Source organism: Pedobacter sp. UYP30, assembly GCF_040547165.1.
Classification (GTDB): domain Bacteria; phylum Bacteroidota; class Bacteroidia; order Sphingobacteriales; family Sphingobacteriaceae; genus Pedobacter.
This window is the reverse complement of the sequence record NZ_JBEPPD010000003.1, coordinates 307,449-320,661: the sequence shown is the minus strand read 5'-3', so window position 1 is coordinate 320,661 and position 13,213 is coordinate 307,449. Positions and strand designations below refer to the sequence as shown.

The window sequence follows — 13,213 nt, the reverse complement described above, 5'->3', positions numbered from 1 at the left end:
AAATTTAGCCAATTGAACCCTGCTCTAAAAATTTTGAGCACAAAAACTTTTTTGTTAACACGTTTATAGCAGAGAGTTTACATAAGTCGCTCCAACAGAATACCACCTTTACAGAAAATTAATTTGCGTTGTATAAACTGGCGCATCAATTGCTAAATAAATCTTAAATTTACAGCTTGAATATTCGCGATTTAGTAAATAGGTATAAAACAGACGAGCGGGTAACCCAATTTGCCCAAACGTTAAACGGAAGCAGAAATCCAAAAATACAGCTAAAAGGTTTGGTTGGCTCCTCAGATGCCATGATTTCCCTTGCTTCTTATTTTTTATTGCACAAACCTTTGTTTTTTGTGTTGCCAGATAGAGAAGAGGCCGCTTATTTCCAGTCAGATTTAGAAAGTATTTTAGATAAGCAAGTGCTTTTTTTCCCTTCTAGCTATAGGAAATCTTTCGATTTTACACAGATAGACAATGCCAATGTGTTGGCTAGGGCCGAGGTTTTAAATGAGTTAAACCACGATTCTGAGTTTGGAAAAATCGTTGTTTCTTATCCCGAAGCCATTTCTGAGAAAGTTATAGACCGCTCTGCCTTAGATAGAAATACCTTGGAAATTGCGGTTGGCGCAAAACTAGGTATAGAATTTATAAATGAATTTTTAGTTGATTATGATTTTGACCGTTGCGATTTTGTTTATGAACCCGGGCAATTTTCTATACGCGGTGGTATTGTAGATATTTTCTCGTTTTCGTCTGATTTACCTTTCAGGATAGAATTTTTTGGAGATGAAGTAGAAAGCATCAGAAGTTTCGAGATTGAAAGTCAACTTTCGGTGGCCGCTGTAAAATCGCTTACCATAGTGCCAAATGTACAGGCCAAGTTTTTAACCGAAAGTAACATCAGCATTTTAGATTATATTGATGCCGATACTCAGCTTTGGTTTAAAGATGTAGAGTTTACGTTAGATATTGTGAAAGCGGGCTTTAAAAAAGCCGTAGAACTTTGGAAAGCTTTGTCTTTGGCCGAAAAGGCAGAAAACACAGGTTGGATAAATCCACAATTTGCCTTTACGGATGAGAAAATGCTTGGCGATCATCTGCATGATTTCTCCATCATCGAGTTTGGAAAACAGTTTTTTTACACCACAGAAAATAGGATCGATTTTGGCATAAAGCCTCAACCTTCTTTCAATAAAGATTTTACGCTTCTCATCCACAACCTAAAAGAAAACGAAAAGGCAAAAATAGAGAACCTGATATTTACCGATTCTACCAAACAGATTGAGCGTTTGTATGCCATTTTAGAAGACATTGACAAAACAGTGACCTTTACGCCGATAAATCACATGCTGAGAGAAGGATTTATTGATCCTGAAATTGGCATCGCTTTTTACACCGACCATCAAATTTTCGATAGATATTATAAATACAAGCTTAAAAAAGGTTACCAGCGAACCCAAGCGATTACACTAAGAGAATTGCGAGAGTTAAAACCTGGCGATTTCGTAACGCACATAGACCATGGAGTTGGGAAATACGCCGGGTTAGAAAAAGTAGAGACCAACGGGAAAATTCAAGAAATGATTCGGCTAGTCTATGCCGATAATGATTTGTTGTATGTAAACATAAATTCTTTAAACCGCATCGCCAAATATAGTGGCAAAGAAGGCGGCATTCCAAAGCTGAATAAACTTGGCACCGAGGCTTGGGATAAACTAAAAAAAAGTACTAAAAAAAAAGTTAAGGACATAGCCAGAGATTTAATTAAGCTTTATGCCATTCGCAAAACGCAAACCGGCACTGCTTTCTCTCCAGATGGCTACTTACAAAACGAATTAGAGGCCTCGTTTATTTATGAAGACACGCCAGATCAGTTAAAAGCCACGCTTGATGTTAAAAAAGACATGGAATCTTCTCACCCGATGGATAGATTGGTGTGTGGCGATGTGGGTTTCGGAAAAACAGAAGTGGCGATCAGGGCTGCCTTCAAAGCGGTTGTAGAAGGAAAGCAAGCCGCCATATTGGTGCCAACTACCATTTTGGCGTTGCAACATTTCAAAACATTTTCGGCAAGATTGGCTGATTTTCCGGTTACGGTAGATTACATCAATCGTTTTAAAAGCAGCAAACAAATTAAAGAAACCCTGCAGCGCGCTGCAGAAGGAAAGGTAGACATTCTCATCGGCACGCACCGTTTACTAAGCAAAGATGTAAAGTTTAAAGATCTGGGAATCATGATTGTAGATGAAGAGCAGAAATTTGGCGTTTCGGCAAAAGAAAAATTAAAAGCCATTCGCATAAATGTAGATACGCTTACCTTAACGGCAACTCCAATTCCCAGAACCTTACATTTTTCTTTGATGGGGGCGAGAGATTTATCCATCATAAGTACGCCGCCGCCAAACAGACAACCCGTAAATACCGAACTCCATGTTTTTAACGATAAATTGATTAAAGAAGCCATTCAATATGAATTGGATAGAGATGGCCAGGTGTTTTTTATCAATAACCGTGTAAACGATTTACCAAAATTTGCAGATTTGATCCAGAAGTTGGTGCCGAAGGCGAAAATTGGAATTGCCCACGGTCAGTTGGAAGGTGACGCATTGGAAGATGTAATGCTTGCTTTTATCAATGGCGAAAAAGATGTTTTGGTGGCAACAACCATAATTGAAGCCGGATTGGATATTCCAAATGCAAATACCATTATCATCAATCATGCACACATGTTTGGGCTAAGCGATTTGCACCAAATGCGAGGTAGAGTAGGAAGAAGCAATAAGAAAGCTTTTTGTTACTTGCTTTCGCCGCCACTTTCTACACTAACAAGTGAGGCTAGAAAACGTTTAAGCGCCATCGAAGAATTTTCTGACCTCGGCAGCGGATTTAACGTTGCCATGCGAGATTTAGACATCCGCGGAAGCGGAAACCTATTAGGCGCAGAGCAAAGTGGCTTTATTGCAGAGATTGGATTTGAGATGTACCATAAAATTTTAGATGAGGCCATAACTGAATTAAAAGATGCCGAGTTTAAAGGCCTTTTTGAAAACGAACCAAAAAAAGATTTTATAGGCTTTACCCAAGTCGATACAGATTTGGAAATTTACATTCCGGACAGTTACATTACCAACATTACGGAGCGATATAATCTATATACTGAGCTTTCTAAAATAGAAAATGAAGCCGACCTTTCTGCATTCGAAAAGCAATTGGAAGACCGTTTTGGACCTGTGCCACAGCCGGTAAAAACCATGCTAAGCGTAGTAAAGCTGCAGTGGTTGGGCAAAAAACTAGGTTTCGAGAAAATCAGTTTTAAAAACAATATGCTACGCGGATACTTTTTAAGCGATAAGCAATCGGCTTATTTCGATTCTGAGACTTTTACCAAAATCTTAAATTTTGCACAAAACCATCCACGCATGGGGAATTTGAAGGAGGTTAAAAACACATTGCGCATTGCTTTTAACAACGTAAATACCGTAGAAGAAGCGATACAAACATTAGAATTAATTGATTAAAAAACGTTAATTCAGTCAATGAACTGACTGAATTAACGTTAATTGAGTCAGTTTGTTGACTGAATTAATATAATTTTGGTATATTTGGTTGTGATGGAAAATCAGATACCAAGATATTTGAGTGCGATTATCAATAGCAAAATTGGCAAAAACAAGGTGATCCTACTTTTCGGAACCAGAAGAGTTGGCAAAACATGGTTTATAGAAAATATTGCTGGAGAAAACGAGGTAGCGCATCTATTTTTAAATGGCGAAGACCAAGATGTACAAACTTTGCTTGCTACCAGAACAGTGGCAAACTACAAAAGAGTTTTAGGTAATGCGAAGCTTTTAATAATTGATGAGGCCCAGGTTATACCAGAAATTGGAAAAATTTTGAAGTTGCTTATAGATTCTTTTAAAGACTTAACCATCATTTCAAGCGGCTCATCGGCTTTTGATCTTTCCAACCAAACTGGAGAGCCTTTAACAGGCAGAAGTCTAACCTTTTATCTTTATCCGATAGCACAAATAGAATTAAATGGCATAGAAAACCGGTTACAGACAACACAAAACCTGGAAGACAGGCTCATTTTTGGATCATATCCAGAGTTATTTCATTTAGATACGATAACCGAAAAAGCCCAATATTTAACGGAATTGGTAAAATCGTATTTGCTAAAAGATATTTTGATGTTTGAAAATATACAGAACAGCGCAAAACTATTTGAACTTTTAAAATTAATTGCATTTCAGGTCGGTTCAGAAGTTTCTGTTGATGAGCTCTCCAGAAGTTTGGGCATAGCTAAAAACACTGTAGATCGGTATTTAGATTTACTCTCAAAAGTATTTATCATTTATAAAGTGGGTGGTTACAGCAATAATTTGCGGAAAGAGGTAACCAAATCGTCTAAGTGGTATTTTTTTGATAATGGCATTCGAAACGCCATTGTTAACGACTTTAGACTTTTGGCACTACGTAACGACCAAGGGACTTTGTGGGAAAATTATTGTTTTAGCGAACGTATTAAGAAGATGAACTACCAACAAAAAAACACAAGGTATTACTTTTGGAGAACTTACGATCAACAAGAAATTGACCTAATTGAAGTTAAAGATGAACAAATTACTGCCGTAGATTTTAAATGGGGAAATAAGAAAAAGAAAATCCCGGGCTTTTTTGGTAAAAATTACCCCAACGCATCCTTTACCGTAATAAACAAAGAAAATTATTTAGAATTTATTAGTTAATGCACAATCAAAACGCACTGAAAGAATTAGTTGAAATGGAAATGCCTTTCGGAAAGTATAAAGGCAAACTCATCTGCAACTTACCAGAAGACTATTTGTTGTGGTTTAAAGGCAAAGGTTTCCCAAAAGGAAAACTAGGTGATTTAATGGCCACCATGTTTGAGATTAGGCTAAATGGATTAGAATATTTGCTGGATCCATTGAAGAGGAGATAATTTGAAAATTATGTTATCTTGAGCCTGTCGAAGGACAATATATATTCCTTCTTTAGATTATTTCGGGTCTTCGACAAGCTCAGACTGACAACGTGTGAATTAGATAACTCGATTTTGAAATAACCGGCCCTAACAAAAAACTCTAAACACTACAAAAGCTTATCTGCAATCTCTTGCCAATTGTTTACCCGTTCATATTCGGTAATTAATAAATTATGTGGCGAAGTAAATAGTAGAGGCCTGCCATCAAAATCAATAAAGTTTTTTGTACGATCATCTATCAATACATCGGCTTTAATAATTTTATTGCCGCAGAACATGATGTGCTTCCAATCTATCGCAGGAAAATGTTCTGCCAGCCAATCATATTTATCGGTTAAAGAATTTCTAAATTCCATTGCAGCAGAAACAATATAAACATCATATTTCTTTTGCAATTCCATAATCACCCGCTGACTATCGGCCATCACTTCCATGTCTCTAAAAAACCCAGGCTCGTTAATGTATTCGAACCATTTATCATTTACATCTTCTGGAATGTTCCTAAAAACTTCCGTTCCCGGGATAAGCTCAATATTCAAAGGCGTGTTAAAATCTCGGTTGTACAGTTTTATAAATTTTTTAATTGCATCTGCAATTACCTCATCCATATCTATGGCTATCGTCTTCATAGTCGTTTTCTTAAATCTGGCGCAAATATCCCAAAAAAGAAAAGAAATAAAGTATGTTTTTAGTTTTCAGTTATTTAATTATCTTTGCAGCCCCGCAGCACGTAGCTCCGGGAACTATGTTGTATACATAAAACAAAAGAAAAATGGCAACCAAAATTAGATTGCAAAGATTCGGTAAAAAAGGAAAGCCTTTTTACCATGTGGTAATAGCAGATTCTCGCTCGCCACGCGACGGTAAGTTTATTGAGCGTTTAGGTTCTTATAACCCAAACACTAATCCAGCTACCATCGATTTAGATTTCGATAAAACTTTAGCTTGGGTAAACAAAGGTGCAGAGCCTACTGATACTGTACGCGCAATTTTAAGTTATAAAGGAATTCTGTACAAAAAACACTTAGAAGGTGGAGTAAAGAAAGGTGCTTTAACAGAAGAACAAGCTGCAGAGAAATTTACAGCTTGGTTAGAAGCAAAAAGTGGTAAGATCTCTGGCAAATCAGAAGGTTTAGCAACTAGCAAAGCTGATGCACGTAAAGCGGCTTTAACAGCAGAAGCTAAGAAAAAAGAAGACAGAGCAGCGGCAATTGCAGCTAAGAATGCTCCGTTGGTAGAAGAAGTTGCTGAAGTTGAGGAAGCACCAGTTGAAGAAGCAGAACAAACAGAAGCTGCGCCAGCAGAAGAAGTTGTTGCTGAAACTCCAGCTCCAGAAGCACAAAAAGTTGAAGCTCCAGTTGCAGAAACTCCTGCAGCAGAAGAAAAAACAGAAGATAAGGCTTAAGCTATATTTTCTGAAGATAAAAAGCGTTGCGGTTTTCGCAACGCTTTTTTTATGTTTAACGGTAAAATTATTTCGACATGCAAAAAGAGGAAACTTTCTATATAGGTTATGTAACCAAAACTAAAGGCTTAAAAGGCGAGGTACAGGTTTTTTTCGAATTTGAAGATTATGATCAGTTGACTCCAGAAATAATCTTTGCCGATATGAACGGGAAATTGGTTCCGTATTTTGTAGCCAGCTACAAACTACAAAAAAACAGCACGGGTTATTTCTATTTTGATGATTTAGACCACATAGATAAAGCACAGCTATTGGTAAGAAAAAAATTATACCTACCGCTAGCGGAAAAACCCGACCGCGATGAAGATGAATTTCGCTATACAGATTTAAAAGGCTTTACGGCATTTGACGAAACTTTAGGCGAATTGGGAGAGATAACCGAGGTGCACGAATATCCACAGCAATTTGTGGCAACCGTTCTATACAAAGAGAAAGAAGTACTCTTCCCTCTAAATGAAGATTTTATTATAGAAATCAATGAAGAACAGAAGCTGCTGACCTTAGATTTACCCGAAGGCTTATTAAGTATTTATTTAGAAAGTTAATTTTTATGTCAAGCAGTCTACTCATAAAGTAAAATAAATTTGTTTTTATGTCAACTATGTTTTACTTTTAGTAAAGTAAAACTGATATATGAAAAAAATAAAGCTTCTCCCCTATAATTGCAAAATTTTAGGAATTGGAATCGTCTTATGCACGATTGTCTGGAATCTCTTCCGAATTTTTAAATACCACTTATTTACAGACCCTTTCGATCCGCTGATCTCGGCAATTCAGACTTTCGGCTTTTCGCTCATGATTTTCTCAAAAGAGAAATGCGAAGATGAATTTATAAACCAACTTCGTTTACGGTCTTTCTATTCAACAATGCTTTTCATGTTTGTGTGGGTAATAATCGTTAAACTTATGACGTTTGCAACGGGTTCATTTGTTTTAGAAAGCTTCAATATTGACCTTGTTTATGTTCAAGCTTTCTACGTTTTATATTTCTATTATTTGTTGAAAAAAAATCACTTTTTTAGACCTACAAAATGAAAAATTCTTTATTATTACCAAGCAGGTTTGGATACCTTGGAATGGCATTGATGATTGGTGGCGCCATCTCAATCTTGTTTACCATCCCGAACTATTCATCATCCCACTCACAACATTTCTCCCTTGCAATGTTAATTGAAATGATTGGTGCTTTAATCGCAATGTGCTCAAGAGAAAAAGAAGAAGACGAGTTAATTGCGGGTCTTCGGCTTCAATCTTTCTTCCTTGCTACGTTATTTGTCTCCGTACTGGTAATTATCTTTAAACTAGCAGGTTTGATATTTAATTTTAGTACAGCAGTAGATGTGGCTTTGCCAATAGTAATTCTACAAGCTTTTTACTTCTGTTATTTTTTATACGTGAGAAGAAATTGGCTTTTCCTTAAAAAATCAAAATGAAAAATAATCTCTTATTACCCAATAAATTTAAGATGATTGGTTGGGTTGTGTTTTTATTCTCTTTCTGTCTATTTATCATGGTGCCTTGGTTTAATAATGGAGAGCAACTAAAACTGATAGATGAATTGGATAAAAGTTCTGGTTTGAGAGTAGATGTATGGGTAACCGTTTCGTTAGCTCTTATTACTGTTGGTCTTTTTTCAATTGCCTTCGCAAGAGAAAAGCAAGAAGATGAATATATATCATTGCTTAGGTTAAAAAGTTGGCAATGGTCAGTCGCGATTTCTTATGGCATTCTATTTATCGCAAATTTGCTATTCTATGAAATGGCCTTTGCAGGTTTTATGATCTATAATATGTTTACAGTTTTGCTGGCATTCATTGTTGTCTTTTATTGGAGCTTATTTAAACTTAGAAGGGAAGGCGCAGACGATGAAAAATAACATTAGGGTGCAGCGTGCGATAAAAAACATTACCCAGGCACAACTTGCAGATTTAATTCAGGTGTCTCGCCAAACCATAAACACCATAGAATCTGGAAAATACGTTCCATCAACTGTTTTGTCTTTAAAAATAGCTAAGGTTTTTGAGAAACCTGTAGAAGAGATTTTTGAGCTGGAAGAGGAAGATTAATATGTTGTCTCGTGGAAACATGAACCATGGAATTTGTGGAGAAAGCACTCACTTTAGATTTTCCAGATGGCTTGTTAGATATTTATTTGATATAGATAGTTGTAAAAATTGATAAAATTGTTAATTTAGATTTCACTCTAAATCAAATTAACATGTTCAAAAAATTATTTCAACACGCATCAATATTGCTTGCACTAGTATCTATTGTTTCTTGTAAAACTGTGCAACAGGCAAATCTTAAGGAGACTAAGCAATTTATTGGTATTTGGAAAGATAACGCTAATCCAGGCAACACAATAGTCTTTAATTCTGACGGGAGTTTTTACAATATCTCTAAAGAAAATGATGTTCAGATCATTACGCATAGTGGCACGTTTAAAGTTTTAGCCGATAACATGTATGTAGTAAGCATAACCGATGCGAGAGCAGATGCAATGTATGACATGAAGGGTAGGCAATACGCAAATTATTATACTTTAAGTAACAACCAAAAAAACCTAAAATTAAGTGGCGTTGTTGATGGAAGAAATGGTAGCCAACCACTCCGTTGGACAAATGATTTAACTAAAGTAAACACCATCAACTAATTATTTCCCCTCCATTTTAGTATTGATTTTACGAATTCCAAGATATGATACAACGTTATTCAAATATGAACAGCAGCTTAATTAAATACACCATCTCATTGGTATTTTTACTATCAGTTTTTACCGCAGATGCACAAGATTCAACTACAACTTCAGCGCTTGTTGGTGTATGGCAACTAGATAAAATAGCCCTATCTTCTAGAACAGACGTTATGAACCCAGAAAGTCCAACTCTAAAGGTTTTCGATAGCAACGGTACATTAAGCCAGGTAGTTGTTTCTGATAAGGGCGCTTTTATTCTCCAAAAGGGCAAATTCGAACTCGTTGATAGCACACACTTTAATGATATTATTTGGACTGACAGTAGGCCGGATTTTAAAAGGGCAGGTATAAAAAATTTAATAGAATACCACATTACAAAAAATGGGACAAACACATTCCTATCTCTTGTAGGATGGTTTGAGAACGAAAAGGGCGAGAAAACGGTTAATTGGAAAGAATTATGGAGAAAAGTTGAAGTGATTCCAAAATAGAATTAAAATACTTTTAAACCTATTTTTAGGAATTACAACATCAACCACAACCCTTATCTTTGCTTCATGCGTTTTGATATTATAACCGTTTTACCCGCCTTAATAGAAAGCCCTTTTGCACATTCTATTTTACAGCGTGCACAGAAAAAAGGACTTGTTGAGATTGTCGTGCACAACTTGCGAGATTATGCAACAAACAAGCAAAAAAGTGTAGACGATTACCAATACGGTGGTGGGAGCGGAATGGTTATGAGTATTAAACCATTTGCGGCTTGTATAGAGAAACTTCAAGCGGAGCGCCAATATGATGAAGTTATTTTTATGACACCAGATGGTCCAACATTAAATCAATCTGCGGCCAACGAATTATCTGGCAGAGAAAACATTATTGTACTTTGCGGACATTATAAAGGCATTGATCAGCGAATACGCGATGTTTTTGTGACCAGAGAAATATCTGTTGGCGATTATGTTTTGAGCGGAGGCGAATTGCCCGCAGCTATTTTGGTAGATGCCGTGGTTCGACTATTGCCTGGAGTATTGAACGATGAAACCTCTGCGCTTTCTGATAGTTTTCAGGGAGAATTGCTCGATGCGCCTTTGTACACCAGACCAGCCGATTGGCGCGGACATAAAGTTCCAGAGATTCTATTAAGCGGGCACGAGGCTAAAATTAACGAGTGGCGACATGAGCAAGCTGTTGAGCGCACACGAGAAAGAAGGCCAGATTTGTTGGAGTAGTTATTAGAAATCTCGCCCTTATTATGAGACACATCTTAAAACGAAGATTAGGGATGTCTAAGATGATTATCGACTTCCGTTTCCCGAACGCTCATGAAAACAATAATTGTCCTTGAATATATTTTTCTTAGAATTTTAGCTATTTGCCTTATATTTAACAAAAAAATCTAAATGCCCTCCAACAATACCCTTTGTAACGAAGATATTAAAGTGCTCCTGCTTTCAGTAGATAGGGATTGCTATGAAGTGCTGCGCGAGTATTACGGGCCTCAGGTTTACGGTCAATTTGCATCCTTTTGCAGGGAAGGCACAAAAGCAGCAGAGCTGACGCACAGGGTATTTGAAATGGCCGCATTTGAGATAGAAGAAAACTCAATGGTTAAAGGTAGCCTATTGATTTGGCTGATGAACATTTCCAGAAAAGTAGCACGCACCTACTTACTGGATTATTCGGTTAAAAAAAGCAGTGATGATCGATGCATCAGGAGGCTAGTCGTTTCAGAAGGATTTAATCTTCCAGAGGCTGCGGGCGTATTAGGCATTAGTAAGCAGGAAGCTATAATTAGACTAAGAACAGCATTAAAGGGATAATACAATGCAAATGGATTTAAAGGAATTTTTAGACAGTGGGCTATTAGAGTTAAATGTAATCGGCGCGCTGGCGCAGGATGAAGCACAACTTGTGCATAAAATGCTAGTGTCACATCCGGAGATTAAAAAGGAGATTGCTGCGCTCGAGGTATTTTTTGAACAGCACGCTATAAAGAACGCCGTTAGCCCTCATTTGCGAATGGGCAAAAAAATGGAACGTTTGTTCTCCAACTTAGCAGCAGAGCAGAACATGCAGCTATCCCAAACCCCACTCATCAGTGGTTTTTCTGACTCAAATGCATGGTTGGAACTGATTTCTCCGTTATTGCCAAAGGATAATTCTTGCGAAAGATTCAAAAAATTATTGCGCTATGAAAATGGAGTGATGCAGTTACTTATTGTTTCCTCTACTGATATTGATGAAGAAGTTCATGAAGATTTGGATGAAAGTTTTCTGATTCTGAAGGGCACTTGCGTTTGCACCATTGGCAATACCTCAATAAATATGGGAGCAGGAGATTTTATGCAGATTCCACTTGATCTACCACACACGGTAACTATTACTTCAAACTCGGTAACAGCCATTTTGCAGCGTGTAGATTGTGCAAATTAAAGATAACAATAGCCATTGTAAATAACTTAAAATTTGATTTGCCAAAACTGATACCGCACTGCTTTTCAAAATAGATTTTGATTCTCAAAGAAAAATACCTGACAGCTGATTTTCCGTGCAGAAATACTTAACGCAAAAGCACACAAAAGCAATATGCATAGCCATAAGGTTACATATCATTATTTTCTGTTCTTTGCTCCCAACCTCGTCACTATCTCCATCCGCCCCCTAATGCACGGTACAAATTTACAACCGCCTGAAGCTGTTGTAAAGTATCGCCAACGCCATTTAACTGTGCGGTTAACAAACTTTGTTCTGAGGTAAGCACGTCGGTATAATTGGTTGCAGAGCTGTACCTTAATAACTCATTTGTAAAATCTACAGCTTTGTTTAAAGAAGCAATTTGGTCGGTACGAATGCTCTTTTTCTCGCCAGCGGTTTGATACGCGTACAAGGCATCGCTTACTTCCTGTCCACCTGTTAACAATGCTTTTTGGAAGGCATAAAATGCTTGTTGTTGCTGTGCCTGCGCTGTTGTGAGTCTAGCTTTATTTTGCCCCTTGGCAAAAATTGGTTGGGTTAAACCTCCAACTAAATTATAAAAGATAGAGTTATCGAAAAAATCTTTCAATTTTAAACTAGACAATCCTCCAGAAGCAGTTAGCGTTAAAGCTGGATAAAAGTAGGCCTTGGCTACGTTTGTTTGTTCAAAAGCGGCTCTAAAACCAAATTCTGCAGCTTGCACGTCTGGCCTGTTTTCTAACAATTGGGCGGATACGCCTGTCTGTAAGTTGGAATACACTTGTTGACTATCTAATGCGCCACGGTTGATGGAGCCGGCTGGCCTCGCGAGTAAAACAGACAGGGCATTTTCGGCTTCTCTCAATTGTCTTTTTAAATCTGGCAAAAGGATCTGTGCGCCATAAACGTTGGCTTCGCTTTGTACCACGGCCGCGCCATTTACAATTGCTGCTTCTTTTAGCGCTTTTAACGTAGTTACGTCTTTCTGCCTAACGAGAATGGTTTGCTCAGTTATTTTTATTTGTTTGTCTAATGCCATTAAATTATAGTAGGCATTGGCAATGTTGGCAATCAGTTCTGTTTGGATTGCCCTCTTTGCAGCGTCGGTTTGAAGCAAGGACGCGTAAGCAGAACGCTTGGCGCTGCTCAATTTACCCCAAATATCAGCTTCCCAACTTGTGCTCAGCTGTGCTCTATAGCTTTGGGTATTTAGGTTTATGTTTATCCCGGGAGGAAAGTTTAAAGACCTGGCAGATTGCTTTGCATCTGTGGCAGAAACATCTGCCTGTAAGCTTGGAAGTAGTGCACTTTTGCTTTGAGCAAAAGTGGCCGAAGCAATCTTTATGCGCTCTATGGCTTGTTTTAAATCTAAATTTTGATTTAAGCCTTCTTGTATGAGTGCTTGCAGACCTGGGTCCGAAAATAGACTTTGCCAAGGCATGCTTGCCATGCTTACGGTATCATTAGTAGCTCCATCTCTATACAGCCCATCGGTGCTTACTTTTGGCGCGTTGTATTTGCGAGAAACGCAAGCTGATAAACTTAGCGTTATTAAGCCGACAGAAACGATAACTTTATTCGTCAATTTCATAAT

At 37.5% G+C, this 13,213-nt stretch carries 15 protein-coding genes; 13 read left to right on the top strand and 2 right to left on the bottom strand.

What is annotated here, in order from left to right; all coding sequences use genetic code 11:
- The first annotated feature begins 176 nt into the window (after window positions 1-176).
- The 3 genes from mfd to ABIB40_RS05710 all read left to right on the top strand — a co-directional run bounded on the left by mfd (window position 177) and on the right by ABIB40_RS05710 (window position 4,960).
- Window positions 177-3,515 carry a transcription-repair coupling factor gene (gene mfd / locus ABIB40_RS05720; RefSeq protein ID WP_354356893.1) on the top strand — a complete coding sequence of 1,113 codons (3,339 nt, stop codon included), beginning with the start codon at window positions 177-179 and terminating at the stop codon, window positions 3,513-3,515.
- Window positions 3,516-3,608: 93 nt separating this feature from the next.
- On the top strand, window positions 3,609-4,745 hold the full coding sequence (locus tag ABIB40_RS05715; RefSeq protein ID WP_354356892.1) for an ATP-binding protein: 1,137 nt from the start codon (window positions 3,609-3,611) through the stop codon (window positions 4,743-4,745).
- On the top strand, window positions 4,745-4,960 hold the full coding sequence (locus ABIB40_RS05710; RefSeq protein WP_354356890.1) for a DUF3820 family protein: 216 nt from the start codon (window positions 4,745-4,747) through the stop codon (window positions 4,958-4,960). The genes ABIB40_RS05715 and ABIB40_RS05710 overlap by 1 nt, the downstream gene beginning before the upstream one ends.
- 149 nt (window positions 4,961-5,109) lie before the next feature.
- Here ABIB40_RS05710 and ABIB40_RS05705 read toward each other — a convergent pair whose 3' ends face one another.
- Complete coding sequence (locus ABIB40_RS05705) at window positions 5,110-5,631, bottom strand: 5' nucleotidase, NT5C type (RefSeq protein WP_354356888.1); 522 nt, start codon at window positions 5,629-5,631, stop codon at window positions 5,110-5,112.
- Window positions 5,632-5,774: 143 nt separating this feature from the next.
- Between ABIB40_RS05705 and ABIB40_RS05700 the strand changes: the two genes are divergently transcribed.
- From ABIB40_RS05700 to ABIB40_RS05655, 10 genes are all read left to right on the top strand, one after another.
- Window positions 5,775-6,407: a 30S ribosomal protein S16 gene (locus tag ABIB40_RS05700; RefSeq protein WP_354356886.1), complete on the top strand. Its 633-nt coding sequence runs from the start codon at window positions 5,775-5,777 to the stop codon at window positions 6,405-6,407.
- Window positions 6,408-6,484: 77 nt separating this feature from the next.
- Window positions 6,485-7,012, top strand: a complete 528-nt coding sequence (gene rimM, locus ABIB40_RS05695; RefSeq protein ID WP_354356884.1) for a ribosome maturation factor RimM — start codon at window positions 6,485-6,487, stop codon at window positions 7,010-7,012.
- A 486-nt stretch (window positions 7,013-7,498) separates the two neighbouring features.
- A complete protein-coding gene (locus ABIB40_RS05690) occupies window positions 7,499-7,900 on the top strand; it encodes a hypothetical protein (protein ID WP_354356882.1) in 402 nt (133 codons plus the stop codon).
- The gene (locus ABIB40_RS05685) at window positions 7,897-8,343 is read left to right on the top strand and encodes a hypothetical protein (protein WP_354356880.1); all 447 of its coding nucleotides are present in this window, start codon (window positions 7,897-7,899) and stop codon (window positions 8,341-8,343) included. Before ABIB40_RS05690 ends, ABIB40_RS05685 begins: the two co-directional genes overlap by 4 nt.
- Complete coding sequence (locus tag ABIB40_RS05680) at window positions 8,333-8,533, top strand: helix-turn-helix transcriptional regulator (RefSeq protein WP_354356878.1); 201 nt, start codon at window positions 8,333-8,335, stop codon at window positions 8,531-8,533. The genes ABIB40_RS05685 and ABIB40_RS05680 overlap by 11 nt, the downstream gene beginning before the upstream one ends.
- 152 nt (window positions 8,534-8,685) lie before the next feature.
- Entirely contained in the window at window positions 8,686-9,120 is a 435-nt protein-coding gene (locus ABIB40_RS05675) for a DUF4488 domain-containing protein (protein WP_354356876.1), read from the top strand.
- 44 nt (window positions 9,121-9,164) lie between these two features.
- Window positions 9,165-9,653: a DUF4488 domain-containing protein gene (locus tag ABIB40_RS05670; RefSeq protein ID WP_354356874.1), complete on the top strand. Its 489-nt coding sequence runs from the start codon at window positions 9,165-9,167 to the stop codon at window positions 9,651-9,653.
- A 66-nt stretch (window positions 9,654-9,719) separates the two neighbouring features.
- The gene (gene trmD, locus ABIB40_RS05665; RefSeq protein ID WP_354356872.1) at window positions 9,720-10,394 is read left to right on the top strand and encodes a tRNA (guanosine(37)-N1)-methyltransferase TrmD; all 675 of its coding nucleotides are present in this window, start codon (window positions 9,720-9,722) and stop codon (window positions 10,392-10,394) included.
- A gap of 171 nt (window positions 10,395-10,565) precedes the next feature.
- Complete coding sequence (locus ABIB40_RS05660; RefSeq protein ID WP_354356870.1) at window positions 10,566-10,985, top strand: hypothetical protein; 420 nt, start codon at window positions 10,566-10,568, stop codon at window positions 10,983-10,985.
- A 10-nt stretch (window positions 10,986-10,995) separates the two neighbouring features.
- The gene (locus tag ABIB40_RS05655) at window positions 10,996-11,598 is read left to right on the top strand and encodes a cupin domain-containing protein (RefSeq protein ID WP_354356868.1); all 603 of its coding nucleotides are present in this window, start codon (window positions 10,996-10,998) and stop codon (window positions 11,596-11,598) included.
- Window positions 11,599-11,809: 211 nt separating this feature from the next.
- Here ABIB40_RS05655 and ABIB40_RS05650 read toward each other — a convergent pair whose 3' ends face one another.
- Window positions 11,810-13,210: an efflux transporter outer membrane subunit gene (locus ABIB40_RS05650; protein ID WP_354356866.1), complete on the bottom strand. Its 1,401-nt coding sequence runs from the start codon at window positions 13,208-13,210 to the stop codon at window positions 11,810-11,812.
- Between the last annotated feature and the right edge of the window lie 3 nt (window positions 13,211-13,213).